Source organism: Anaerococcus hydrogenalis (assembly GCF_002871895.1).
In the GTDB taxonomy this organism is placed as follows: domain Bacteria; phylum Bacillota; class Clostridia; order Tissierellales; family Peptoniphilaceae; genus Anaerococcus; species Anaerococcus hydrogenalis.
The window spans coordinates 77115-100169 of record NZ_PNHP01000007.1 but is presented as its reverse complement, the minus strand read 5'-3'; the positions used below and the strand labels follow the sequence as shown (position 1 = coordinate 100169).

At 29.4% G+C, this 23055-nt stretch carries 29 protein-coding genes and 1 tRNA gene; 25 read left to right on the top strand and 5 right to left on the bottom strand.

Annotation, left to right across the window (positions count from 1 at the left end; genetic code table 11):
* Nucleotides 1-25: 25 nt before the first annotated feature.
* Both CJ192_RS08710 and CJ192_RS08705 read right to left on the bottom strand, forming a co-directional pair.
* Nucleotides 26-102: transfer RNA gene (locus CJ192_RS08710), tRNA-Pro, on the bottom strand.
* An 88-nt stretch (nucleotides 103-190) separates the two neighbouring features.
* A complete protein-coding gene (locus CJ192_RS08705; RefSeq protein WP_102198492.1) occupies nucleotides 191-637 on the bottom strand; it encodes a 2-thiouracil desulfurase family protein in 447 nt (148 codons plus the stop codon).
* Nucleotides 638-680: 43 nt separating this feature from the next.
* Here CJ192_RS08705 and CJ192_RS08700 point away from each other — a divergent pair, with 43 nt between their 5' ends.
* From CJ192_RS08700 to CJ192_RS08650, 12 genes are all read left to right on the top strand, one after another.
* Nucleotides 681-1130, top strand: a complete 450-nt coding sequence (locus tag CJ192_RS08700) for a ribonuclease domain-containing protein (RefSeq protein WP_102198491.1) — start codon at nucleotides 681-683, stop codon at nucleotides 1128-1130.
* Nucleotides 1131-1385: a barstar family protein gene (locus CJ192_RS08695; protein WP_102198490.1), complete on the top strand. Its 255-nt coding sequence runs from the start codon at nucleotides 1131-1133 to the stop codon at nucleotides 1383-1385.
* Between the two features lie 28 nt (nucleotides 1386-1413).
* Nucleotides 1414-1764, top strand: coding sequence for a hypothetical protein (locus CJ192_RS08690; RefSeq protein ID WP_102198489.1), 351 nt, complete (start codon nucleotides 1414-1416; stop codon nucleotides 1762-1764).
* Nucleotides 1757-2455, top strand: a complete 699-nt coding sequence (locus tag CJ192_RS08685; protein ID WP_004814317.1) for an ABC transporter ATP-binding protein — start codon at nucleotides 1757-1759, stop codon at nucleotides 2453-2455. Before CJ192_RS08690 ends, CJ192_RS08685 begins: the two co-directional genes overlap by 8 nt.
* Nucleotides 2452-3240 carry an ABC transporter permease gene (locus CJ192_RS08680; protein ID WP_102198488.1) on the top strand — a complete coding sequence of 263 codons (789 nt, stop codon included), beginning with the start codon at nucleotides 2452-2454 and terminating at the stop codon, nucleotides 3238-3240. The genes CJ192_RS08685 and CJ192_RS08680 overlap by 4 nt, the downstream gene beginning before the upstream one ends.
* 8 nt (nucleotides 3241-3248) lie before the next feature.
* Entirely contained in the window at nucleotides 3249-3983 is a 735-nt protein-coding gene (locus CJ192_RS08675) for an ABC transporter permease (RefSeq protein ID WP_102198487.1), read from the top strand.
* A 7-nt stretch (nucleotides 3984-3990) separates the two neighbouring features.
* Nucleotides 3991-4155 (top strand): hypothetical protein, encoded by a 165-nt coding sequence (locus CJ192_RS09320; protein ID WP_004814314.1) that lies wholly within the window; start codon nucleotides 3991-3993, stop codon nucleotides 4153-4155.
* 25 nt (nucleotides 4156-4180) lie between these two features.
* Nucleotides 4181-4918 (top strand): NAD-dependent protein deacylase, encoded by a 738-nt coding sequence (locus tag CJ192_RS08670; protein ID WP_102198486.1) that lies wholly within the window; start codon nucleotides 4181-4183, stop codon nucleotides 4916-4918.
* A gap of 2 nt (nucleotides 4919-4920) precedes the next feature.
* Nucleotides 4921-5295, top strand: a complete 375-nt coding sequence (locus CJ192_RS08665; RefSeq protein ID WP_004814312.1) for a hypothetical protein — start codon at nucleotides 4921-4923, stop codon at nucleotides 5293-5295.
* Between the two features lie 67 nt (nucleotides 5296-5362).
* Entirely contained in the window at nucleotides 5363-6544 is a 1182-nt protein-coding gene (locus CJ192_RS08660; protein WP_004816978.1) for a coenzyme F420-0:L-glutamate ligase, read from the top strand.
* A gap of 56 nt (nucleotides 6545-6600) precedes the next feature.
* A complete protein-coding gene (locus CJ192_RS08655) occupies nucleotides 6601-7575 on the top strand; it encodes a YitT family protein (protein WP_004816900.1) in 975 nt (324 codons plus the stop codon).
* A 13-nt stretch (nucleotides 7576-7588) separates the two neighbouring features.
* Entirely contained in the window at nucleotides 7589-8419 is an 831-nt protein-coding gene (locus CJ192_RS08650; protein ID WP_102198485.1) for a glycosyltransferase family 8 protein, read from the top strand.
* 30 nt (nucleotides 8420-8449) lie between these two features.
* Here the strand turns inward: CJ192_RS08650 and CJ192_RS08645 are convergent, their stop codons facing one another.
* Together CJ192_RS08645 and rd are read right to left on the bottom strand one after the other, a co-directional pair.
* Nucleotides 8450-9046, bottom strand: coding sequence for a TVP38/TMEM64 family protein (locus CJ192_RS08645; protein ID WP_102198484.1), 597 nt, complete (start codon nucleotides 9044-9046; stop codon nucleotides 8450-8452).
* Between the two features lie 60 nt (nucleotides 9047-9106).
* Nucleotides 9107-9265, bottom strand: coding sequence for a rubredoxin (gene rd / locus CJ192_RS08640; protein WP_004816986.1), 159 nt, complete (start codon nucleotides 9263-9265; stop codon nucleotides 9107-9109).
* Nucleotides 9266-9401: 136 nt separating this feature from the next.
* On the opposite strand from rd, the gene CJ192_RS08635 reads away from it, so the two are divergent.
* The 9 genes from CJ192_RS08635 (at nucleotide 9402) to CJ192_RS08595 (ending at nucleotide 16568) form a co-directional block, all read left to right on the top strand.
* Entirely contained in the window at nucleotides 9402-9800 is a 399-nt protein-coding gene (locus CJ192_RS08635; protein WP_004817033.1) for an ATP-binding protein, read from the top strand.
* Nucleotides 9801-9918: 118 nt separating this feature from the next.
* A complete protein-coding gene (typA, locus tag CJ192_RS08630) occupies nucleotides 9919-11745 on the top strand; it encodes a translational GTPase TypA (protein ID WP_004814305.1) in 1827 nt (608 codons plus the stop codon).
* An 8-nt stretch (nucleotides 11746-11753) separates the two neighbouring features.
* Nucleotides 11754-12191 carry a hypothetical protein gene (locus CJ192_RS08625; RefSeq protein WP_102198483.1) on the top strand — a complete coding sequence of 146 codons (438 nt, stop codon included), beginning with the start codon at nucleotides 11754-11756 and terminating at the stop codon, nucleotides 12189-12191.
* Nucleotides 12192-12205: 14 nt separating this feature from the next.
* Complete coding sequence (locus CJ192_RS08620; protein WP_004817007.1) at nucleotides 12206-12844, top strand: redox-sensing transcriptional repressor Rex; 639 nt, start codon at nucleotides 12206-12208, stop codon at nucleotides 12842-12844.
* Nucleotides 12845-12850: 6 nt separating this feature from the next.
* Nucleotides 12851-14773 carry a ribosomal protection-like ABC-F family protein gene (gene abc-f, locus CJ192_RS08615; protein ID WP_102198482.1) on the top strand — a complete coding sequence of 641 codons (1923 nt, stop codon included), beginning with the start codon at nucleotides 12851-12853 and terminating at the stop codon, nucleotides 14771-14773.
* Between the two features lie 53 nt (nucleotides 14774-14826).
* Nucleotides 14827-15366, top strand: coding sequence for an alkaline shock response membrane anchor protein AmaP (gene amaP, locus CJ192_RS08610; protein ID WP_004816998.1), 540 nt, complete (start codon nucleotides 14827-14829; stop codon nucleotides 15364-15366).
* A gap of 8 nt (nucleotides 15367-15374) precedes the next feature.
* Entirely contained in the window at nucleotides 15375-15695 is a 321-nt protein-coding gene (locus CJ192_RS08605; RefSeq protein ID WP_004816965.1) for a DUF2273 domain-containing protein, read from the top strand.
* Between the two features lie 19 nt (nucleotides 15696-15714).
* Nucleotides 15715-16167 (top strand): Asp23/Gls24 family envelope stress response protein, encoded by a 453-nt coding sequence (locus CJ192_RS08600; RefSeq protein WP_004816953.1) that lies wholly within the window; start codon nucleotides 15715-15717, stop codon nucleotides 16165-16167.
* 47 nt (nucleotides 16168-16214) lie between these two features.
* Nucleotides 16215-16568: a Spx/MgsR family RNA polymerase-binding regulatory protein gene (locus CJ192_RS08595; RefSeq protein ID WP_102198481.1), complete on the top strand. Its 354-nt coding sequence runs from the start codon at nucleotides 16215-16217 to the stop codon at nucleotides 16566-16568.
* A gap of 558 nt (nucleotides 16569-17126) precedes the next feature.
* Here CJ192_RS08595 and CJ192_RS08590 read toward each other — a convergent pair.
* Nucleotides 17127-17750: a thiamine diphosphokinase gene (locus tag CJ192_RS08590; protein ID WP_102198480.1), complete on the bottom strand. Its 624-nt coding sequence runs from the start codon at nucleotides 17748-17750 to the stop codon at nucleotides 17127-17129.
* Nucleotides 17751-17848: 98 nt separating this feature from the next.
* Here CJ192_RS08590 and CJ192_RS08585 point away from each other — a divergent pair, with 98 nt between their 5' ends.
* Genes CJ192_RS08585 through CJ192_RS08570 form a run of 4 tightly spaced genes read left to right on the top strand, consistent with a single transcriptional unit; the run spans nucleotide 17849 to nucleotide 22898 of the window.
* On the top strand, nucleotides 17849-19045 hold the full coding sequence (locus tag CJ192_RS08585; RefSeq protein WP_102198479.1) for an AI-2E family transporter: 1197 nt from the start codon (nucleotides 17849-17851) through the stop codon (nucleotides 19043-19045).
* Nucleotides 19046-19666, top strand: a complete 621-nt coding sequence (locus CJ192_RS08580) for a hypothetical protein (RefSeq protein WP_102198478.1) — start codon at nucleotides 19046-19048, stop codon at nucleotides 19664-19666.
* 56 nt (nucleotides 19667-19722) lie between these two features.
* Complete coding sequence (locus CJ192_RS08575; protein ID WP_102198477.1) at nucleotides 19723-22086, top strand: glycogen/starch/alpha-glucan phosphorylase; 2364 nt, start codon at nucleotides 19723-19725, stop codon at nucleotides 22084-22086.
* A 17-nt stretch (nucleotides 22087-22103) separates the two neighbouring features.
* Nucleotides 22104-22898 carry a ZIP family metal transporter gene (locus tag CJ192_RS08570; protein ID WP_102198476.1) on the top strand — a complete coding sequence of 265 codons (795 nt, stop codon included), beginning with the start codon at nucleotides 22104-22106 and terminating at the stop codon, nucleotides 22896-22898.
* The last annotated feature ends 157 nt before the right edge of the window (nucleotides 22899-23055 follow it).

Genomic DNA, 23055 nt, shown 5'->3' with positions numbered 1-23055 from the left:
AAGCAAGCTTTAGCTTGCAAAAAAATGGTCGGGGTGAAAGGATTCGAACCTTCGGCCTCATGGTCCCAAACCACGCGCGCTACCAAGCTGCGCCACACCCCGATGTCCTAACGACAATATATAATATACCAGCTTTAAAATCTTTTGTCAAATTTTTTTTTGAAAATTTTTAAAATTTTGTAAGATTTGCTTATTTAGCTGATAGGTAAGAATAAAAATCTTCGATTTCTTTCTCACTGAAAACAATTATACCATTTTTCTTTAGGACTTGGCAAGTAATTCCATCAGATTTTTTTAATTTTTTAGAAAAAGTCCCATCATATATTAAATCTTTCCCACAAGATGGGGATTTTGCCTTTAATAAGGCGACTTTTATCTTATGTTTTTTACAAAGATCAAGGGCTATTTGACTTCCCTTTTCAAATTCTTTTGTAAAATCTTCCCCGTCAATGTTTATAACTTTTGAATTTTTTAGCTCACAAGGCTTTCTTGGTGTTGGCATTCCTGAATCAACCTCTGGACACACATCTATAAAATTTATTTGGGGAAATTTTTCTTTTAAATTTTTAATTTCGTTATTTTTTCCATCATAACGGCAATTTATTCCCAAAAGACATCTTGATATTAAAACATTCATATTTTTATCCTTTCTGATATAATTATAGCAAAGGAGATTTTAAATGAAAATTAGAAATTTTTTTTATAAATTTATTTTAAGTTTTTTTCTTATTTTTACCTTCACAGGATGTGTAAAGCATGGAAATATTAATTCTAATGAAAATATTGAATCAAAAAATATTTTAGAAGATAAGGCTTATTATAAAAAAGATGATGTAGTTTCTTATATTAAATCCTATAAAAAACTTCCCAAAAATTATCTTACAAAAAAAGAAGCCAAAAAACTTGGTTGGATTCCAAGTAAAGGAAATTTGTGGGAAGTTACTGATAAGGGAGTAATTGGTGGAGATTATTTTGGAAATTTTGAAAAAAATTTGCTAGAGGCTAATTACAAGGAATGTGATGTAAATTATTTTGGTGGAAGACGTGGTGGTGAAAGGTTGATTTATGATGAGGATTTTAATATTTTTTATACCAATGACCACTATAAAACTTTTACTAAGGAGAATTAGATGATTTGTTTGGATGGATTTGAATTTAAGTCAAGGGATGAGGCTTTTTCTTATTTGAATGAAAAAATTGATTTTGAATATGAAGTGGATAATCTCGATGGTCTTTTTGACTGCCTTTCTATGGTTGATGAAAAAATTGTTATTGAAAATTACCCTATTATTTATGAGAATTTAAGTGATTATGGAGAAAAATTTCTGTCTTGTTTTATGAAAGCTAGCCTTTCTTTTGGCATAGAAATTGATTTTCTATCATAGCTTAATATAGTAAAGGAAAGGAGAGAATATGGAAGATAGGTCTGTAAATAATGAAATTAGAAACTTTGTTGCCAAAAATATTATAAATGATTTTCTAAAAGACGGAGATAAGTTTTATGAAAAAGAATTTCTAATCAATAAGTTTAGGGTAAATCCTTCTTATGTTGATAAGACTTACCAAAGGCTTTTGGATGAAGATTTGATTGAGGCAAAAAGTGATTACTATTATATGAAAATAGATGAAAGCAAAAAAAATGCCCTCATTGTAGAATTTGCTAATGGATACTTGAATGATTTTTTAAAAAATATGAATTCTATTGGAATTTCCAATGAAGGTGTTTATGATTTTGTAAGTTTGAGGATGAGTGCTAATGGATAATATTTTAGAGATTAAAAATTTGAAAAAAACCTATGGCAAAAAAAATGTGCTTGATGGAATAAATTTAAAACTTGAAAAGGGAAAGATTTTGGGCCTTATGGGTCCAAATGGTTCTGGTAAAACTACCCTTTTAAAATGTATTATGGGCCTTATTAAGCCAAATGATGGGGAGATTTTAATTGATGGTAAAAAAGTTGGAGTCGATACTAAAAAAATCATCTCTTACCTTCCTGATGCTTATCATCTTTATGATAATTTAACAATTGAAGATACTGTAAATCTTTACAAGGATTTTTATGATGATTTTAATATGAGAGTTTGCAAGGAACTTTTTGAATTTATGAAAATTCCAAAAGAAGGATATTCTGATAAATTGTCAAAGGGGATGAAGGAGAGACTTCTTTTGGCCCTTACCCTATCTCGTGATACAAAATTATATATTTTGGATGAGCCGATTGAAGGGGTAGACCCAATTGCTAAAGATATGATTTTATCTGCAATTATAAAAACTGTAGATATTGGTAGGACAATAATTATTACAACCCACCAAATTGGAGATTTAGAAAATCTTTTTGACAGGGCAGCCTTTATCCAAAGAGGGCAAATTCTTATGGAAGAAGATGCTGAAGATTTAAGGGATAAGTATAAAAAACAAATGGTAGATTTGTATAAGGAAATTTTTGTAATATGATTAAGTTTTTAAAGTATGAATTAAAAAGGTCTAGGGGATTTTTTCTGCTTATGGCACTTTTGTCAATAATTTCAGTAGCTATTACTGGAGTTTTTTATAAATTTAATAGCTTTGATATGGAAAATAAAAATTTTTCATTTTTTATCCTCCTTCTTGCCTTGGCTCTTATAATTTTATCAATTTGCCTTATATTTTTTACGGTTAGGTTTAAAAGAGATATTTTTGATAAGTCATCCTATATAACTTTTACCATAAATGTTTCTGTGGCAAGGATTATTTTTGCAAAATTTTTGGCAAGTGTCTTGGTGGGATTTTTAAGTCTTTTAATTTTTGTAGGATCCTTGATCTTTGGGGCAAATATTTTAGAAATTTCCAAAGGACTTGTAAATATTTTTCCCTCAAGTCTTCTAGCTTATGTGGTAGTCAGTGGAATTTATTATTCAATAGCCTATCTTTTATTAACTTTGGGCATGACCCTTTCAAAAGTTCAAATTTTTAAAAGATATTATTCCTTTGTAACAGTAGTCTTATCTATTGTATTATTTACAATTGTAGTCTGGCTTTTAAGAAATATTTACCAAATAAGCCCGGTAGTACTAAGCTTTAAAAATTTCTCTATTCAAAGGCTTATAAATATAAATGGGATAGATATATCAATGCTTTATAATGGCCTAGATGGAAAAATTATTGGGATAAATATTTGGATGTTAATCTTTTCGGTTTTAATAATAGCACTTACATTTTTTTATAATGTATTTTTGATAGAAGAAAAGATAGATTTTTAGGAGATTTTATGAGAAAGTATTTAAAATATGATGTAAAATCAAATATGAAATTTTTTATTTCAACAGTTGCAACATTTGTGATCCTATTAATATCCTTACTATCAATAAAAACCCTTGGGGCCATTTCCCAATCACTTGAGATAAATTCTGCCATAAATTCAATAGAAATAATAGTAGTTGTTGTATTTATACTTACAATTTCCTATTTTATAATAAATTCTTTTTACAAGGACCTTTACACAAATAGGTCAATATTAACATTTTCCTTGCCTATAAGTGCTAAAGAATTTATAAGTGCAAAACTTTTGGTGATAAATATATTCTTTTGGCTTTTGGTATTTTTGTCAGTGTTCTTATTTTATGTAGTAGGAATTTATATGAATTTAAAATCCCTCTTATCATTAATTTTTATAATGATTTTAGTAAATATAATATCTCTTCTAATATTTTTGTACATGCAAATGGATAGGTTTATGCTAAGAAGAAAAACTTCTGCTATCTTAATTTTTATAATTATGGTTTTGATATTAGCTATGGGATTTTTTGTAAATAAAAATTTTCTATTCTTAAATAACAAAATGCTCTTAAAAAATTATAATTATATGGCTTTTATTTATGCCTATATAAAATATAAGGGCGCTTTCTATATAAATTTAACAAGTTTTTCCTATTATATAATAGTTACGCTTATCTTATTTAGGATAAATGCAAAAATACTAAGAAAAGATCTAGATTTATCGTGAGGTTTATATGAACAAAAATATGTATATAGGAATAATAGGAGGGGTTATAATTTCTATTATTTTAAATAATGCCTATAATTTTCCAAACAAAGAAATGGTTGCAGTTATTTGTGCAGTTCTCGGAGCCTTTTTTGGGGCAAGCATTGACAATAAGTTTAAAAAACACAAGTAGGGTATAGTCATAGTAAGGAGATCTTATGGATAATAAAATTAATGATGTCAAAAAAATAATAAAAGAGTCAAAAAATATTGTATTTTTTGGTGGAGCAGGAGTATCAACTGCATCTGGAGTTCCCGATTTTAGGTCTGCAACAGGGCTTTATAATAGGGAAAATAATTCTTCATATTCACCAGAATATATGCTAAGCCATGAATTTTTCGTAAACCACCCTGACAAATTTATGGAATATGCAAAAGAAAATTTGATGATTGAAGGAATAAAACCAAATGATTGCCACTATGCCCTAACAAAACTTGAAAAAATGGGAAAGTTAAAGGGGATAATTACCCAAAATATAGACTCTCTCCACCAAGAAGCAGGAAGTAAAAATGTTATTGAGCTACACGGAAATTTGAGAGATTATTACTGTACATCTTGTGGGAAAAATTTTGATCTTTCTTATGTAAAAAAATTTAATAACTTAGTCACATGCGATAAGTGTGGATCAGTGGTTAGACCTGATATAGTTTTGTATGGAGAAAGTTTAAATAATGATAATATAAACTACGCAGTAAATTTAATTAGTCAGGCTGATGTTTTGATAGTTGGAGGAACAAGTTTAGTTGTATATCCAGCAGCAGGACTTATAGATTTTTATAGGGGCAAAAAACTTGTTGTCATAAATAGAGATCCTACCCCAAAAGATAATAAAGCAGACTATCTTTTAAAGGGAGATATATCAAAAATAATGAAAGAATTAGTAGAAGGTGTTTAATTTTGAAAAAAAGACATGGAATAGATGAACTATCAATAGGACTAGTATGGTTTGCCATAGGACTTATGCTATTAAATTATTTTTTAAAAATTGATTTTTTACAAGCCCTACCCTTAATTATTGTTTTTTATGCCATATTTAGGACTATTTCAACAAATGAGATTAAAAGAAACAGTGAAAATTATATTTTTAAATTAAAATTTTTAAATCCAATTCAAAAAAAATATAGAAAAATTAAGAGGAAAATATTTGGAGATAAAAAATATAAGTATATTAAGTGTAAATCCTGTGGACAAGAATTACGTATTCCTAAGGGCAAAGGAAAAATTATGGTAAAATGCCCAAAATGCAAGACAAAACAAAAGGTAAAATCTTAAAAAAAAATTAAATTTTATCTTTATTTTTAAAAAAATTTATTGTATAATACCTGAGGAAGGAGCATGTATGGATAGATTAATAGGAACAGTATCAATGGGTGTTAGGACACCTATTATTGAGACAGGAGATAACTTAGTAGATATAGTATTTGATAGCGTAAACAAGGCTGTTGAATCAAAGAATATCGAATTAAAGGATAAGGATGTAGTTTGTGTTACAGAATCACTTGTAGCAAGAGCTCAAGGAAACTACGCAACTTGTGAACAAATTGCTAAAGACATCAATAACAAATTCAAAGCAGATGAAATAGCAATATTATTCCCAATTTTAAGTAGAAACAGATTTTCAATTATGTTAAAAGCTTTCGCTTTAAGTGGTAAAAAACTTCACATCTGTTTATCTTATCCACAAGATGAAGTAGGAAATTATATTATGGATAGGATGGACTTATTTGAAAGTGATGTAAATCCTTATTCAGATATCTTATCAGAAGAAGAATTTAGAAAACTTGCAGGAGATTACAAACACGAATTTACTGGAGTTGACTATATTTCTCTTTACAAGGAAATGGCAAAAAACAGTGAGGTACATTTTTTCAACAATCCAAAAGATGTGCTTAAATTTACAAAAAGTGTTTTAGTTTGCCAAATTCATACAAGAGACTTAACTAAAAAACTTCTTGAAAAATCTGGTGCCGAAGAAGTTTACGGACTAGATGAAATAATGACACAATCAGTTGATGGATCAGGTTATAACGAAGATTATGGTTTACTTGGATCAAATCTTTCTACAGACGATGTAGTAAAATTATTCCCAAGAGACGGCCAAGTTTTCGTAGATGAGCTTCAAAAAAGACTTATTGAAAAATACAATAAAGAAATTGAAGTAATGATTTACGGCGATGGAGCTTTCAAAGACCCAGTTGGAAAAATTTGGGAGCTTGCAGATCCAGTTGTATCCCCAGCATATACAAAGGGACTTTCTGGAACACCAAACGAATTAAAAATCAAATATATAGCTGATACCGAATTAAAAGACTTATCAATTGATGAAAGAACCGAAAAAATGAGAGAAAGAATTTCTCACAAAAAAGATGACTTAAAAGGTACAAATGAAACTTTAGGAACAACACCTAGACAAATTACAGACCTTTTAGGATCACTTTGTGATTTAACATCAGGTTCTGGTGATAAGGGAACTCCTGTTGTTCTTATACAAGGGTATTTTGATAATTATTCAAATGATTAAAAAGAAGCCGAGAGGCTTTTTTTTTATAAACTTGGAGGATTAAAAAATTAGTAAAAATGAACGAAAATATAGGTGAAAGTAATTTTTCTGAAAAAGAAAAATTAAAACATATTCTTGAAAGAAATGCTGCTATAAAAATTTTAAGGAAAGATAGGAAAAAAGATAAATTTGCCCACGAACCTTTAAGTCCAAGAAAGAAGTTTTTCTTGATGAGTTTTGCATCAATTTTGATGGCAAATGGTACACATTTTTTCAAATATCCTAACCATTTTGTAATAGGTGGAGTAGAGGGGGCATCCATACTGCTTTCCAATAGCCTTCCTCTAACACCAGCCTTTATAACCTTGGTTTTAAATCTTTCTTTATTAGTCTTGGCGTATTTTATTTTGGGGAAAAACTTTGTAATAAAAACAGGCTACGTATCCATACTAAATTCCTTAACAGCCCTTTTATTAAGTAAAATTATGCCCCACACAACGCCATTTACAGATAATAAACTTTTAGAATTATTTTGTGCAGTATTAATCCCTGCCCTTGGCTCTTCAATTTTATTTAATCTATCTGCATCCAGTGGAGGAACCGATATAATCGCCATGATTATAAATAAATACACCAATTTAAATATTGGCAAATCTCTATTGATTGGAGATTCTATTTTAACCTTGATGTCAATAAAAATGTTCGGTGCAGAAATCGGACTTTTATCATGCCTTGGACTTTTGATGAAAGGACTTGTAGTAAATCAATTTATTGCATCCTTTAACACGGCAAAATTATTTTTGATAATTACGTCCAAACAAGAAGAAATCAGTGTATTTATTAGAGACAAATTAAATAGGTCAGCAACTGTAATTGACGGTACAGGCCTATATTACAAAAAAGACCAATCAGTATTTTTGTGTGTAACTAATGATTATGAAGCAGCCCTTTTTAGAAAATATATAAGAGAAATTGACCCACGTTGCTTTATAACAGTTTTAGATACCTCATCAATAATAGGTAAGGGCTTTTACTCTACAGACCTTCATTAGAAAGGAAAAATTAATGAACGTATTAGTTTCTTGTGATGAGAATTATATAAATCCATTAAAAACTATGCTATATTCATTATTTAAAAGTAATGATATACAAATTGAAATATATCTAATTCATAAAGATATTAGAGATGAAAAGATAAAAGAAATTGAAAAATTTGTAGAAAAAGCAAGTATAGGAAAAGGAAAATTAAATCCAATAAAGGTTGAAGATCTTTTTTCAAAGGCAAAAACAACTTTCTATTACACAGAAGAAATGTATTATAGACTTTTGGCATACAAATACTTGCCAAAAAGTTTAGATAGAATTTTATACCTTGATCCTGATGTACTAGTTTTAAATTCGTGTGAAGAACTTTACAATATGGATTTATCTGATAATTATTTTGCAGCAGCAACTCACACTATTCCAACTGTTCAATCAGCAAATGTAGCAAGACTGTCTTTAACATCAGGCCATAAAGATATAGAAAATTACTTTAATTCTGGAATTTTGATGATAAATTTAGAGCTTGCAAGAAACAGCGAAAAATATGAAAAAGAAGTTTTGAATTATGTAGAAAATTCAAAATCACTGGGTCTAATAATGCCGGATCAAGATCTTTTGAATGTTGTTTTTAGAAATAAAATAATAAAAATTGATGAAATAAAATATAATTATGATGCAAGAAGGTATTTAGCTTATAAATTGAAGGATAAAAAATATAAGCTCTCTTATATTATATCTAATACTTGCTTTTTGCATTTTTGTGGAAAAAGAAAACCTTGGTTAGATGAAAATAATTTGGGTGTATTCACATCGCTATATTTATATTTTTGGAAAAATGCAATGAACATATAAAAACTCCTAATTTTAAAATTAGGAGTTTTTTTAAGCTAAAAATAATTTTAAATGATACATCAAGTAGGCTATTATTAAAATTTCTATAAATTTTGCCACAGTCATTATTTTAATATATTCTTTAAATCTTAATTTTTTAAAACCTGCCACCATGGAAAGTGCATTATCTGGAGCAAAAGGCATGGCACTTGTTAGAAACAAAACTTTTTTAAATCTTTTTGTGCTTTGCCTTGTAGCACTTTCATACTTTTTTATACTTTTTTTGGGTAAAAAGAAATTCAAAAATCTTTTACCGTAAATTCTTGTCAAAGTGTAATTTAAAACAGCAGTCATAAGACCTGTTATGTAATTTAAAAATAAGCCAAATTTTTGACCAAACAAAGCGAAACCTATTACTATAAAAATTGTTGTTGGAATAAAGGGAACAAATCCTATTAAAACTTTCAAAATTATAAATATTAAAGGAGCAAAATATGAAAAAGCACCGATATAATCATACAATTTATCTGAATTTGTAAGTATTCCTAATTCATATAATCTATATAAAAAATAAAAAAATAAAATAGAAAGTCCAATGCTTATAGATATTTTAATTTTTTTACTATGTTTTTTCAAAAAATATTTCATAAAAAAATCATGAATACGAATTTACAAAAAAGAGAGGCTTAAGCCTCTCATAAAAAAATCTTATTCTTGTTCTTCGAACATATCTTTGCCTACTCCGCAAACTGGGCAAACCCAATCTTCTGGTAGATCATTGAATTCTGTTCCTGCGTCGATTCCGTTATCTGGATCTCCATTTGCAGGATCATAGATATATCCACAAGCTGTACATACGTATTTCATAATATTCTCCTTTCGTTTCGTTATATTAACATTATACTACAAAATTAAAAAAATCAATAATTTTAAAAACTAGCAAAAAAATTGACAAAAATTTTTTTATTGGGTATAAGTCTATTAGTAAGAGATGAGGGGTAATATGGAACTTATTAGAAACACAATGCCTACAGACCTTGAAGCAATAAAAAAATTTAGGGACGAGCTTGTTTTAAATTTAAAAAATAAAAAAATAGATGAGGATTTAATTTTTAAAATAAGATTAATCCTAGACGAACTTATAATAAATTCCTATGAACATGGAAACAGGTGTCAGTATGATAAGATCATTGATACAACTTTTATCATGGATGATGATTGTTGCCTAATAAAAGTGAAAGATGAGGGAGAAGGAATTGATTATCTTTATGAAAATGATGGTTTAAATGATCATGGTAGGGGGATAAAACTTGTTTACAGCCTAGCAGATGATTTAATAATTAAAGATAATATTATAATAGCCTTGGTAAAAAGAAATTCGAAGATAAAATTGTATATATAATACTTGGTAATTTTATTTTATCAAGTATTTTTTTTGTTATTTATTGATAATCTTATCACATATGATATAATAAATTGATGAATAAATAGTTTATAATAGATAAGAAAGAAGTGATTTAATGAAACGTGAAGATATAAGAAATGTAGCTATAATTGCCCATGTAGACCATGGGAAAACAACCTTGGTTGATGGACTTTTAAAGACAAGTGGTATTTTTAGAGAAAATCAAAAAGTTGATGAAAGAGTTATGGATTCAAACTCTATAGAAAAAGAAAGAGGAATTACAATTCTTTCAAAAAATACTGCCATTAATTATAAAGATATAAAAATAAATATAATAGACACCCCAGGCCATGCCGATTTTGGTGGAGAAGTTGAAAGAGTTTTAAATATGGCCGAAGCTGTTGTTTTGGTAGTTGATAGTCACGAAGGACCAATGCCTCAAACAAAATTTGTTTTAAGAAAGGCAATCGAATTAAATCTTCCAGCAATAATTTGTATTAATAAGGTTGATAGACCAGACCAAAGAGTTGAGGAAGTAATGGATGAAGTCCTAGACTTATTTATCTCACTTGATGCTGACGAATCCTATCTTGATTCCCCATTTGTTTTTGCATCAGCAAAACAAGGTTGGGCAAGTCTAGAATTTGGTGAAGAAAAAGAAGATATGACAGATCTTTTAGATACAATAATAGAATATACTCCAGCCTTTGAAGCTAAAGAAGATAGTCCATTTAAGGTTTTGGTTTCAACAACAGATTATGATAACTATCTTGGAAGAATTGCAATTGGAAAAGTTGAAAGTGGAAAAATCAAGAAAAATGATTCTTGTATTATTGTAAATTACAATGACAAAGACAGAAAAGTAAAATCAAAAATTGTTACAATTTATGAATTCGAAGGCCTTGAAAGAAGTGAAGTAGAAGAAGCTTCCTTTGGCTCAATTGTTGCCCTATCAGGAATGGAAGATATAAATATAGGAGATACAATTTGTACAGAAAGTGATATGGATCCTATAGAATTTACAAAAATTTCTGAACCAACCCTTTCAATGACATTTTCTGTAAATAATTCACCATTTGCAGGACGTGATGGAGATTATGTAACAAGTAGACACTTAAGAGATAGGTTATTTAAAGAAAAAGAAACAGACGTATCACTTAGGGTTGAAACAACAGATTCAACAGAAGCCTTCAAGGTTTCAGGAAGAGGAGAACTTCATCTTTCAGTATTAATCGAAAACTTAAGAAGAGAAGGTTATGAATTCCAAGTTTCAAAGCCTGAAGTTATGTTTAAAAAAGATGAAAATGGAAAAACCTTAGAACCAATTGAACTTGCAACAATAGATGTAGACCAAGAATATACTGGAGCAATTATAGAAAAATTAGGACTTCGTAAGGGAGAACTTATAGAAATGGCTCCAAATTCTTCAGGATATACAAGAATGATATTTAAAATTCCTGCAAGAGGACTTATAGGTTATAGGCAAGAATTTTTGACTGATACAAAAGGAACTGGAATTTTAAATACAGAATTTGATTCATATGAAAGATATAAGGGAGATATTGCAAAAAGACAAGCAGGATCACTTATTTCATTTGAAACAGGAGTTGCAACAACTTATGGTCTTCATGCTGCCCAATCAAGAGGACAACTTTTTGTAAAACCTCAAGATGAAGTATATGAAGGAGAAGTTATTGGATCAAACGCAAAAGGAATCGACATTGACGTAAATGTCTGCAAAAAGAAAAAACAAACCAATGTCAGAGCATCAGCAGCTGACGAGGCCTTGGTTTTATCTCCTGCAAAAATTATGAGCGTTGAAGAAATGATGGAATTTGTAGAAGAAGATGAGCTTATAGAAATTACCCCTCATAAGCTAAGAATTAGAAAAAGAATTTTAGATAATAATCTAAGATACAAGGCTAAGAAAAATAGTAAATAAGGTGGATCATGAAAAAAAGATTTGAAAGATTTCTTTCAACTTCTTTGCTTTTGACAATTTTAGTGGTTTTATTATCAAATTTAATGCTAATACTTACCAAAATTAACCCACAAATAGTAAATCATATATGGAATATTTCCTTTATTATTTCGTGGGTTATAATGCTAGCCTATCCCCTATATATATTGATGGAAAAAAATTCTAGGGGATATTCAATATTTTTAGCATTAATAAGTGTAGTTGTTTTTTCCTTGTTAAGCTTTCACGCCTTACTTGTGATAAGCAATTACACACCACTTTTACCAAAATACATAGCAGTTGATGGGAGAATAACAGATTATTGGCAAGAAATTTTTTATAGTGGATTAATTATAATTTATGTAGGACATATTATAAACTTAGTCCTTATAAAAAGAATAAAAAATAAAGAAGAAATTAAAAAATAAGGGAGGTTTATCTTATGAAAAAAGAGCTAAGTGTTTCTTTATCAGTAATAAAAAGGTTACCAAAATATTATAGATATTTAGAAGCAATAAATGAAAAAGGTATTGTAAGAGTTTCATCAAAAGAACTTTCACAAATCACAGGACTTACAGCAAGTCAAATCAGACAAGACCTAAACCACTATGGTTGCTTTGGCCAACAAGGATACGGATATAATGTAAGAGAGTTAATGGATGAGCTTGCAAAAATTATTGGTGTAGACAAAGAATATTCTATGGTAATAATTGGTTACGGAAATATAGGCCATGCACTTTACCAATATAGTGGCTTTAAAAGTCTAGACTACAATGTAAAGGCAGTTTTTGATAAAAACAACGAAGAAGTATCAACAGACACACTTGAGGTTTTATCAATAGATAAGCTTAAAGATTACTTAAAAGAAAATAAGATTGATATAGGAATAATCACAACACCAAAAGAAGGTGCCCAAGAAGTATGTGATATTCTTTGTGAAGGAGGAATAAAAGGAATTTGGAACTTCGCACCAGTTGATTTAAAAACAAAAAATAATGTTGTGATAGAAAATGTTCATCTAGATGAATCATTATTTACCCTAACATATTTTATCAACTCACCAGAAGATTTCGCTTTTTAGATAATTATGATTGTAGCTTCAGTATCAAATTTAGAAAAATCCTACCCAAATAAAGATGTATTTTCAAACATCTCCTTTACCATAAATAAGGGAGATAAGATTGGACTAATAGGAAATAACGGTTCTGGAAAGTCTACACTATTTAATATATTAACAGGAGAAATTTCAAAAGATAAGGGAAATATACATATACCAAACGATATAAGTCTTGGATACCTAAAACAACAACTAGGTCTTATGTCAAATAAAAGTATATATGATTATTGTTTGGATGTTTTTAAAGATCTAATAAGTCTTGAAAAAAATATTAGGGACTTGGAAGTAAAGATGAGTGAGGAAAAAAATCCAGACAAGCTTGACGAAATAATGAAAGAATACGCAAAAAAAAGCGAGGAATTTGAAAAAAAACAAGGCTATTCCTATAAGTCAGAAATAAGAGGGGTTCTTATAGGTATGGGTTTTGAGGAAGAAGATTTTCAAAAAGAAGTTTCGCTTTTATCAGGAGGACAAAAGGCAAGGGTTGAACTTGCCTGTCTTTTATTGCAAAAGCCTGACCTTATTTTGTTAGATGAGCCAACCAACCATCTTGATATAAAGGCCATTAATTTTTTGGAAAACTTTGTCAAAAATTTTAAAGGATCAGTTATAGTAATTAGCCACGATAGGTATTTTCTTGATGCGACTGTATCAAAAATATTTTTATTAGAAAATGAATCCTTAAAAATTTATAATGGCGACTATACTTCCTTTATGAGGCAGAGAAAAAAAGATTTGAAGGTTCAAAACCACCTTTATAAGTCCCAACAAAAAGAAATTAAAAGGCAAGAAGAGATAATTGATAGGCTTAAAAATCTTGGAGGTTCAAAAAGAAAAAGAGGAATCTCCCAATCAAGATCAAGACAAAAACTTTTGGATAAGATGGAAAGGGTAGAAAAACCTGATAGTCTTAATGATTCAATAAATATAAGATTTACGCCAAGAATTATATCTGGAGTTGATGTATTAAGTGTTGATAAACTAAAAAAATCCTATGATAAGGAAATTTTTGAAGATATTTCTTTTAATATTTATAGAAATGATAGGGTGGCAATAATTGGAGAAAATGGTGTAGGAAAAACCACCCTTTTTAAAATAATTTTAAACCAAGAAAGAAAAGATGAAGGTCAGATAAAACTTGGTTCAAGTGTAAAAATTGGATATTTTGACCAAGAACAAAAATCCTTAAACACAGATAACACCTTGTTTGAAGAGATAAGAGAAGCTTATCCTAACCTTACAAATTTTGAGATTAGATCATACCTTGCAAAGATAATGTTTTATCAAGAAGAAGTAGATAAGCCGATAAATGAATTATCTGGAGGCCAAAGGGCAAGAATTTCTCTTTTAAAACTTATGCTTTCAGATTGCAATTTTATTTTGATGGATGAGCCTACAAATCATCTTGATATAGATTCAAAAGAAGCTTTAGAAGATGCTCTAATTGCATATGAGGGGACAGTTCTTGTAATAAGCCACGATAGGTATTTTTTAAATAAAATTGCTGTTAAGATTCTTGATATGCATAAGGATAATATGAAAGAATATTTGGGAAATTATGATTATTATGTAGAAAAAATAAAAGAGGAGTCCATGGAAGATGAGAAAAAATCATCTATGACCCAAACCCAAATTAAAAAAGAAGAAAAAAAGAAAAAATTAAAAAGACTTGAGATAAGAAAAATAAAAGAAAAACTTGAAAAATTAGAGAAAGAATCAAATACTATTGATACAAAAATCCACCAATTAACTGAAATAAGCCTAAAAGAAGGTTTTTATGATGACCAAGAAAAAGTTATAAAAACTTTTGAAAAGATAAAAAACCTTGAGGATAGAAAACAAAAAGTACAAGATATGTGGCTTGACCTATCCTTAGAATTGGAAGAAAATTAAAAAGTTTTGTTTCAAAAGATAAAGCGTGGGTAAATTAATATTAAGGAGGATTTATGGGAGGTTTTAAAAAATTTTTATGGTCTCTAATGACAATAGTATTGATAATAATAGCTGCTGTTTTAGGTACAGTATCTCTTGTCGATGATGGAATTCGTCATGATTTATTATCATATTTAGAAATACAAAATTACAGATATGTACTCCTAGGAGTTGCTATTGCTGTACTTGTTTTTGCTATTATTCTTTTAATAGATATCATTGCAAATCAAAATGATAAGCGTGAATATTTAGTTGAAGATAATACTGGAGATATTTTTATAACAAAAAACTCATTAGATGCTACAGTAGATTCTGCTGTGAAGAAATTCCATGGGGCAGAGCTTACTGATTCAAAAGTTAAGATAATTAAGGGCAATAATATAGATGCAAATGTAAAATGTGATATTTTTGGTGAAAGAGATTTTGAGGATATAGGTAGAAAAATTCAAGCAGAAATTGAATTTGCCTTAAAAAATCTTACAGGAATAGAAAATGTAAGTGCACATGTTCAATTGAATAAGGCCCAAAAAAGTCAAGAAAGAGAAATTAGGTAGGTGGAATGATGGATAAAAATAATGAAAATTTAGATTTAAAAAATCAAGAAAATGAAAAACAAGTATCCACCTATGATGTAGAGATGAGAAAATTAGATATTAAAGAGAGAAAAGAAGCAGAATGTAAGAAATTTAAAGAAGAAAATAAGTATAAGATAATTTCTCTAATCTTGGGAATTGTAACTATTGGATCTTTATTTGATTATGGATTTTTTAGAACTCTTGGTATCTGGATAGTATTAGGATTTTGCTATTGCCTAGGCGGATGGCTTGACAAAGATCCTAAAGTAATAGGATTTGTAATTAACTTATTAAAAAAATTTCAATAAATAAAAAGGGGAGTATATTATGACAGAAAAAACATTTGACAAAGAATACGAAAAAGGTCTAGAAAAAGACGCAGAAATCGAACAAGAAGTTTCAAAATTATCTATAGCTGACAAGGTTGTTGCAAAAATTTCAAGAATTGCAGTTAACAGAGTTGATGGAATTTTGGATATGAAAGCAAGTTTTTTTGATTCTGTATCATCAGTTTTCCAATCTTCAACAGAACAAGATACATCAGGAGTTGATGTAGAAGTTGGAGAAAAAGAAGCAAAAGTAAATATGCAAATTATCTTAGAATATGGAAAGTCAGCTCCAAGAATATTTGAACAAATCAAAAAAGTTGTCAGAGAAAATGTAAAAGAGATGACAGGTCTTAATGTTATAACAGTAAATGTTGATGTTGTTGATGTTATGACAAGAGAAGAATACAAGGCAAAAAAATCTGACTCTGACGATAAAAAAGATAGAAGATAATAAAGATAAGAGATTGGTTTTTCCAATCTCTTTTTTAAGGAGAAAAAATGGAAGTTTTATTAATTGGATATAAGTCTTGTTCAACTTGCAAGAAAACTGAGAAATTTTTAGAAGAGAGAAATATTTCTTATAAATTTCAAGATGTAAAGGAAGAAAAACCTGAAAAAGATCAAATAATAGATCTCTATGAAAAAAGTGGCCTTGATATAAAGAAATTTTTTAATACTTCTGGGCAAATTTATAGGAAATTAAATTTGAAAGACAAATTAAAGGATATGTCAGAAGATGAAAAATTAGACCTTCTAGCATCAGATGGCATGCTTTTAAAAAGACCAATTATGGTAAATGGAGATGATGTTATAGTTGGAAGGTTAAATATTGAAAAATATATAGAAAAATAAAAATCTCAAGCTAAAAGTTTGAGATTATACTGTTGACAAACTAAATTTTCGCTCATTTCAACCAGCTAAACAACCGACAGTCTAGACTATTTTTCCCGATTTATCTTATGAAAGAATTGAAGAGATTTCTTTAGATTTATTCGCTCGCTTAATTTGTATGATAAATGTATAAATAAAATGAATTGATTTTTATGTCATATATTTAAATTTATTAAATTTGGAAAATAATTTTAAAAGATTTAAAGAAGCGAAGCTTCTTACAAGAAAAGCTCCATGCAATGGTCGGTTGTAAGGGGGCGAAAAAGTGGGGGTTGTTAGGGGGAGGAAAATGGGGGAGAATCGAAACTCCCCCATTTCCTCCGCCCTAACATAACGAAGAATTAATTTTTAAAAATAAAAAACTTTAAGATAAATAAAAAATATATAACAAAATATTTTAAACTGTAGACAAACTAAAATTTTATTCATTTCTACTAGATAAACAAAGTCCGTTTCAGTTGTTTATCTGCTCGAAATTAGTGGGTGGTTTGTAGACAGTCTAAGGCAGAAAATCCTGCCTTATTTATATGTGTTTTTATTTTCATAAATTACAAGAACCATGCCCTTATCAAATTCAATTTTAAATTCTTTACCAATAGGCTCATTTGATACTCCTATGTGCATGTCATTTTCTAGAGTGTAATTTTTAAGTTGGTATTTTAAATTTATTAAAGATAAGTTTTCGACCTTTTCTGTCAAGGCAAAAAGGGAGACATAGGTATTTTCTATTTGTTTTTTTTCTATGAAATTTTTATCTATTACAAATAGCCTTTGATTTTTATTTTTTAACTCTATGTCTATTCCTTTTTTCTTAAAGTCTTCAAGGATTTTTATATTTGCTATGGTATGGGAAATTCTTCCTCCCAAGGCCCCATAGACTATTATTTCTTTATATCCTTTTTTTATTCCTATATTTATTGCAGCATACAAGTCGGTTTCATCTTTTTCGGGTTTTAGGACAATTTTATTTTCAAAGTCTGGTTTTTTTGCTGAGTCAAAATCACCAATTATTATATGGGGCCTTAGGCCTATTTTTTCAATATAGGTATAGCCCCTGTCAGCTCCTATTATATAATCTCCTTTTTTTACCTGGTCAAAAAATCCGTCAAATTCTCCACCGGCAAAAATATAACATTTTTTCATAATCCACCTCATCCTTATTATAGCACGTATATTATAGAATAAAGAAAATATCTATGGTAAAATGAATAAGAATGATAAATAAGGAGAGTTATATTTTAATGAAAAAATTAGACCAAAAGAATTCACAATTATTAAGGGTGATTCTTATTTCTATTTTGGTATTTTTTACATTTTGGTATATAAAAAATGTAACTAATGCCCTTACAGTATTTTTAGCTGTGATTCAACCTTTTTTGATTGGATTTATGTTGGCTTTTATTATTAATTTGCCAATGAATTTTTTTGAAAAGAAAGTATTTTCAAAAGTATTTAAAACAGAAAAAACCAAAAAATTAATCCCTGTATTTTCACTAATTACATCATGGATTTTATTTATTCTTGGTATTACTATATTTTTAAATGTCTTGATTCCAAGAATTTCATCAGCAGTAACTACTTTGATTGACAGGTTCCCAGTATTTTTAAATGACTTTGTAAAACTTTTAAATAAAAATAAAATTACAAAAAGATTTGCTGATGATGTGCAAAAATATATATATAGTGTTGATTGGAACCATAAACTAGTCCAAGTTAGGGATTACTTCATGGGTGAGGCTGGAAATATTTTTGATAAGACAACAACTATTATAAATTCAGTTTCATCTACCCTTGTAACTGTAGCAACTAGCCTGATATTTTCAGTATTTGTTTTAATAAGCAAAAAAGATTTGAAAATTTTGGCAAATAGGGCAATATATTCAATCTTTAAAAAAGAAACAGCCGATGAAATAAATAAGGTGGCAAGCCTATCTTATTCAACATTCGCTTCTTATATAAATTCAAAGGCCCTTTCAAGTTTGATTTTGGGACTTTTAGTTTTGCTTGGAATGTTTATTTTAAAAATTCCCTTTGCAGCAATGGCAGCAATCATGGTTGCAATAGCAGACTTTATCCCTTATGTTGGTCCTTTGATTGCAACAATTATTATGATGATTTTAATTTTTATAGAATCACCCTTCCAATCCTTGGTATTTTTAATATTTTTATTAATAGCCCAACAAGTTCAAGGATCAATAATTTATCCAGCCCTTGCTGGAAAAACAATTGGTCTTCCATCAATTTGGGTAATAGTTTCAATAGCCATTGGAGGAAGTTTGTTTGGAGTTGTAGGAATGCTTGTTTCAATTCCTATAGCATCAATTTTATACACACTAATGAATGAAAAAATGGATAAAAAATTAGAAGAAAAAGAAATCTCAAAAGATCAAATAAAAGAATTGGCAGAAAAAGTCCACTACAAAAAGGAAGAAAACTAGATGAAATTAAAAAGATCTAAAAAGGGAGAATTTGTTCCAGTTCTTAGGAAAAATAAAATATATTTTGGTGGTTTTCAAAATATGCTAAAAGATATGGGAGTAAAAAAGTTTTATAGGGATAGGTCTTGTGTAGTTACAGCCTTTACCAACACCTACCTATATCTTTTTAAAGATGGTGAGAAATTTTCTTATGACGAATTTAATGACTACCAATATTGGTTTTTTAAAACTTTAAGGCCAAAAATATATGGGATTCCTACAGCAAGAATGCTAGATTTTAAGCTAAATAGGATTAGAAAATCCTACCACCTAAGACTTAAATCTCACATTTTAGAAGATTTGCCAATAAAAAGACACTCAATGGATCAAATTGCAAATTTTATTAATGGGGCCCTTTCAAAAGATTTGCCTGTAATATTTTTTAATTGGCTAAGTAAGTCTGTTGATGTAATGAAACATCACGGAGTAACAATTACCCAATTAGATAAAAAAGAAGATGACTATATTCTAACCCTTTCTTCTTGGGGAGAGGTCTATAAAATTTCTTTAAAAGAATTTTTAAATCAAGCAAGAACCTATACAGGTTTTATTTATTTTGAAAGAGATAGTATAGTGGCTTAAGGCTTAAGATATTAAAAATACTTTAATATTAAAGAAAAAATATAGGAGAGAATAATATGAACAAAAATAAATTTATGGAAAGCTATATAGAAAACTTGCAAAGAATAACGCTGAAAAACTTTAAGGATACTTCAGACAAGGACAGGTACTTTGCCCTTTGCGATACAATAATGGAACTAATAAACCAAGAATGGAGAAATTGTAAAAATAGGACCAGAAAATCAAGAAAGGCCTATTATTTCTCAGCAGAATTTTTGGTAGGAAGATCTCTTGGAAATAACCTTATAAACCTTGGTATTTATGATGAAGTTAAGGAAATTTTAAAAGAAATTGATATAGACTTTGAATCAATAGAAAATTTTGAAGATGATGCTGCCCTTGGAAATGGAGGGCTTGGTAGACTTGCAGCTTGCTTTATGGACTCAGCAGCAACCCAAAAGCTAGATATGTATGGCTATGGAGTAAGATATAGGGAAGGACTTTTCAAACAAAAAATTGAAAACGGCTTTCAGGTAGAAGAAGGTGACCACTGGATAAAAGATGGTGATGGCTGGTCAATAAGAGTAGAATCTGATTCAAAAATTGTAAAATTTAGGGACCAAACAGTAAAGGCAGTTCCATACGATATGCCAATGTTAGGATTTGAAAACGAACAAGTAAATACTTTAAGATTATGGCAAGCAGAACCATTTGAAGAATTTGATTTTTCATATTTTAATAATTTTCAATATGATAAGGCAGTCGAGGAAAAAAATAGGGCTGAAGATATAACTAGGGTTTTATATCCAAATGATATGCAAAGAGAAGGAAAAGTTTTAAGATTAAAACAACAATATTTCTTCTGTTCAGCTTCAATCCAAGATATGGTTGCAAAATACAAGCAATATTTCCAAAATGACCTACAATTTGAAGAATTTTCAAAATACCATGTAATCCAATTAAATGATACCCATCCAATTATAGCCATTCCTGAGCTAATAAGGGTTTTGGTAGATGAAAATTCAATTGACTTTGATAAGGCAGTAGAAATTACAAAAAATACCTTCGCCTTCACAAACCACACAGTTTTACAAGAAGCTCTAGAAACATGGCCAAAAGACATAATGCTTGAAGTTTGCCCAAGATGTTTAGAAATAATAGAACAATTAAACGAAAATGTTGTAAAAGAATTTAAGAAAAAAGGCCTATCAGAAGAAGCAATTGATCCTTACAGGATTGTTAGATTTGACCAAGTAAGAATGGCAAATCTTGCTATTGTTATGAGTAAGTCTGTAAATGGAGTTGCAAAACTTCACACACAAATTCTAAAAGATGATACCTTTAACAATTGGTACAAATTAATGCCAGAAAAATTCAACAACAAAACAAATGGAATAACACCAAGAAGGTGGCTTGTTTATTCAAATATTAGACTATCAAATTTCATCACAGAAAAATTGGTAACAGGTGATTGGAAATACGACCTAACAAAATTAAAAGGCCTTGAAAAATTCCTAGACGATGAAAAAACTCTAGAAGAAATAAACCAAATAAAATATGAAAACAAAAAAGATTTGGCAAAATATATCCTAGAAAATGAAGGAATAAGCATAGATCCAAATTCTATTTTTGATATTCAAATAAAAAGAATCCACGAATACAAAAGACAACACTTAAATCTTCTTCATATAATAAGCTTATACCATAAATTAAAAAATAATCCTGACATGGACTTTTACCCAACAACCTTTATACTTGGAGGAAAAGCAGCACCAGGATACTTTAGGGCAAAGGCAATAATAAAACTTGCCAACGAAATAGCAAGAGTAGTAAACAATGACCCAGATGTAAATGACAAAATAAAAGTAGTGTTTGTAAATAACTACAGGGTAAGCTACGGTGAAAAACTCTTCCCAGCAGCAGATATTTCTGAGCAAATTTCAACAGCAGGAAAAGAAGCTTCAGGAACAGGAAATATGAAATTCATGCTAAACGGAGCCCTAACACTTGGAACCTATGATGGAGCAAATATAGAAATATTTGAAAATGCAGGAGTTGAAAATAATTATTTATTTGGAGCAAAGGTAGAAGAATTAAATGAAATTTATAATTCCTACAATCCAAAAGAATTCTATCACAAAAATCAAGATATAAAAGATGCAGTAGATGCTTTATTATCAGGTGAATTAAAAGATAATGATTCTTATATGTTCCTTGATATCTATAACTCCTTAATAAACCCACAAGGTGGAGAAAAGGCTGATAATTATTTTGTCTTAAAAGACTTTGAAGACTATAAGAAAACTCACGAAAAAATAAACAAGGAGTATACTGATAGACTTACATGGGCAAGAAAGAGTTTAAAAAATATAGCAAATGCAGGCTACTTTTCATCAGATAGGACAATCCTTGAATACGCAAAAGATATTTGGAAACTTTAAAATTAGAAAGAGAAAAAATGAACAGAGATTTAATAATAGGTATACTCATACCCTTCCTAGGCACAAGCCTGGGATCGGCTATGGTCTACCTTATGAAAAATGAATTATCACATAAATTACAAAAATCCCTATCAGGATTTGCAGCAGGAGTAATGGTTGCAGCAAGTATTTGGTCCTTATTAATACCAGCTATGGATATGGTAGAAAAAGATATGGGAAGAATGGCATGGATTCCAGCAGTAGTAGGATTTGGAGTAGGAATCGCTTTTTTACTATTTTTAGATAGTGTCATCCCTCACCAACACGTTGATAGCGATGTGGCAGAAGGACCAAAAAATGAATCTCTAAGAAAAACAACCATGATGGTTCTTGCAGTTGTGATCCATAATATTCCTGAAGGAATGGCAGTTGGGGTTGCCTTTGCGGGAGTTATTGCTGGAAATACAGAAATGACAATGGCAGCTGCCCTAGTCTTATCAATAGGAATAGCAATCCAAAACTTCCCAGAAGGGGCCATAATATCCATGCCTTTAAAAAGCCAAGGAATAGGAAAAAATAAATCATTTATAATGGGAGTATTATCAGGAGCAGTAGAACCAATAGCTGCAATAATAACAATACTACTATCCCAAATAATGATACCAATCCTACCATATCTTCTAAGCTTTGCAGCAGGAGCAATGATATACGTAGTAGTAGAAGAACTAATCCCAGAAGCAACAGGAGAAGGAGAAGACCACTCCAACCTAGGAGTAATCTGGTTTTCAGTAGGCTTCGCAGTAATGATGATCCTGGATGTGGCATTAGGCTAGAAATTGTGCCAGTGGCACAATTTCTACTAATGCCCCGCGGAGTAAACACGAAGAATTAAACTTTAATTTTAAAATAGTAAAAACCCAAATTAAGTCGACCGCGACCAAAGAGCGTATGTTGGGCTAAAAAATGTGCCAGTGGCACAATTTCTACTAA

Excerpts from the sequence above, each read along its gene's own strand:
- CJ192_RS08705 (WP_102198492.1), bottom strand. The coding sequence starts at position 637 with ATGAATGTTTTAATATCAAGATGTCTTTTGGGAATAAATTGCCGTTAT.
- CJ192_RS08700 (WP_102198491.1), top strand. The coding sequence starts at position 681 with ATGAAAATTAGAAATTTTTTTTATAAATTTATTTTAAGTTTTTTTCTT.
- CJ192_RS08695 (WP_102198490.1), top strand. The coding sequence starts at position 1,131 with ATGATTTGTTTGGATGGATTTGAATTTAAGTCAAGGGATGAGGCTTTT.
- CJ192_RS08690 (WP_102198489.1), top strand. The coding sequence starts at position 1,414 with ATGGAAGATAGGTCTGTAAATAATGAAATTAGAAACTTTGTTGCCAAA.
- CJ192_RS08685 (WP_004814317.1), top strand. The coding sequence starts at position 1,757 with ATGGATAATATTTTAGAGATTAAAAATTTGAAAAAAACCTATGGCAAA.
- CJ192_RS08680 (WP_102198488.1), top strand. The coding sequence starts at position 2,452 with ATGATTAAGTTTTTAAAGTATGAATTAAAAAGGTCTAGGGGATTTTTT.
- CJ192_RS08675 (WP_102198487.1), top strand. The coding sequence starts at position 3,249 with ATGAGAAAGTATTTAAAATATGATGTAAAATCAAATATGAAATTTTTT.
- CJ192_RS09320 (WP_004814314.1), top strand. The coding sequence starts at position 3,991 with ATGAACAAAAATATGTATATAGGAATAATAGGAGGGGTTATAATTTCT.
- CJ192_RS08670 (WP_102198486.1), top strand. The coding sequence starts at position 4,181 with ATGGATAATAAAATTAATGATGTCAAAAAAATAATAAAAGAGTCAAAA.
- CJ192_RS08660 (WP_004816978.1), top strand. The coding sequence starts at position 5,363 with ATGGATAGATTAATAGGAACAGTATCAATGGGTGTTAGGACACCTATT.
- CJ192_RS08655 (WP_004816900.1), top strand. The coding sequence starts at position 6,601 with ATGAACGAAAATATAGGTGAAAGTAATTTTTCTGAAAAAGAAAAATTA.
- CJ192_RS08650 (WP_102198485.1), top strand. The coding sequence starts at position 7,589 with ATGAACGTATTAGTTTCTTGTGATGAGAATTATATAAATCCATTAAAA.
- CJ192_RS08645 (WP_102198484.1), bottom strand. The coding sequence starts at position 9,046 with ATGAAATATTTTTTGAAAAAACATAGTAAAAAAATTAAAATATCTATA.
- rd (WP_004816986.1), bottom strand. The coding sequence starts at position 9,265 with ATGAAATACGTATGTACAGCTTGTGGATATATCTATGATCCTGCAAAT.
- CJ192_RS08635 (WP_004817033.1), top strand. The coding sequence starts at position 9,402 with ATGGAACTTATTAGAAACACAATGCCTACAGACCTTGAAGCAATAAAA.
- typA (WP_004814305.1), top strand. The coding sequence starts at position 9,919 with ATGAAACGTGAAGATATAAGAAATGTAGCTATAATTGCCCATGTAGAC.
- CJ192_RS08625 (WP_102198483.1), top strand. The coding sequence starts at position 11,754 with ATGAAAAAAAGATTTGAAAGATTTCTTTCAACTTCTTTGCTTTTGACA.
- CJ192_RS08620 (WP_004817007.1), top strand. The coding sequence starts at position 12,206 with ATGAAAAAAGAGCTAAGTGTTTCTTTATCAGTAATAAAAAGGTTACCA.
- abc-f (WP_102198482.1), top strand. The coding sequence starts at position 12,851 with ATGATTGTAGCTTCAGTATCAAATTTAGAAAAATCCTACCCAAATAAA.
- amaP (WP_004816998.1), top strand. The coding sequence starts at position 14,827 with ATGGGAGGTTTTAAAAAATTTTTATGGTCTCTAATGACAATAGTATTG.
- CJ192_RS08605 (WP_004816965.1), top strand. The coding sequence starts at position 15,375 with ATGGATAAAAATAATGAAAATTTAGATTTAAAAAATCAAGAAAATGAA.
- CJ192_RS08600 (WP_004816953.1), top strand. The coding sequence starts at position 15,715 with ATGACAGAAAAAACATTTGACAAAGAATACGAAAAAGGTCTAGAAAAA.
- CJ192_RS08595 (WP_102198481.1), top strand. The coding sequence starts at position 16,215 with ATGGAAGTTTTATTAATTGGATATAAGTCTTGTTCAACTTGCAAGAAA.
- CJ192_RS08590 (WP_102198480.1), bottom strand. The coding sequence starts at position 17,750 with ATGAAAAAATGTTATATTTTTGCCGGTGGAGAATTTGACGGATTTTTT.
- CJ192_RS08585 (WP_102198479.1), top strand. The coding sequence starts at position 17,849 with ATGAAAAAATTAGACCAAAAGAATTCACAATTATTAAGGGTGATTCTT.
- CJ192_RS08580 (WP_102198478.1), top strand. The coding sequence starts at position 19,046 with ATGAAATTAAAAAGATCTAAAAAGGGAGAATTTGTTCCAGTTCTTAGG.
- CJ192_RS08575 (WP_102198477.1), top strand. The coding sequence starts at position 19,723 with ATGAACAAAAATAAATTTATGGAAAGCTATATAGAAAACTTGCAAAGA.
- CJ192_RS08570 (WP_102198476.1), top strand. The coding sequence starts at position 22,104 with ATGAACAGAGATTTAATAATAGGTATACTCATACCCTTCCTAGGCACA.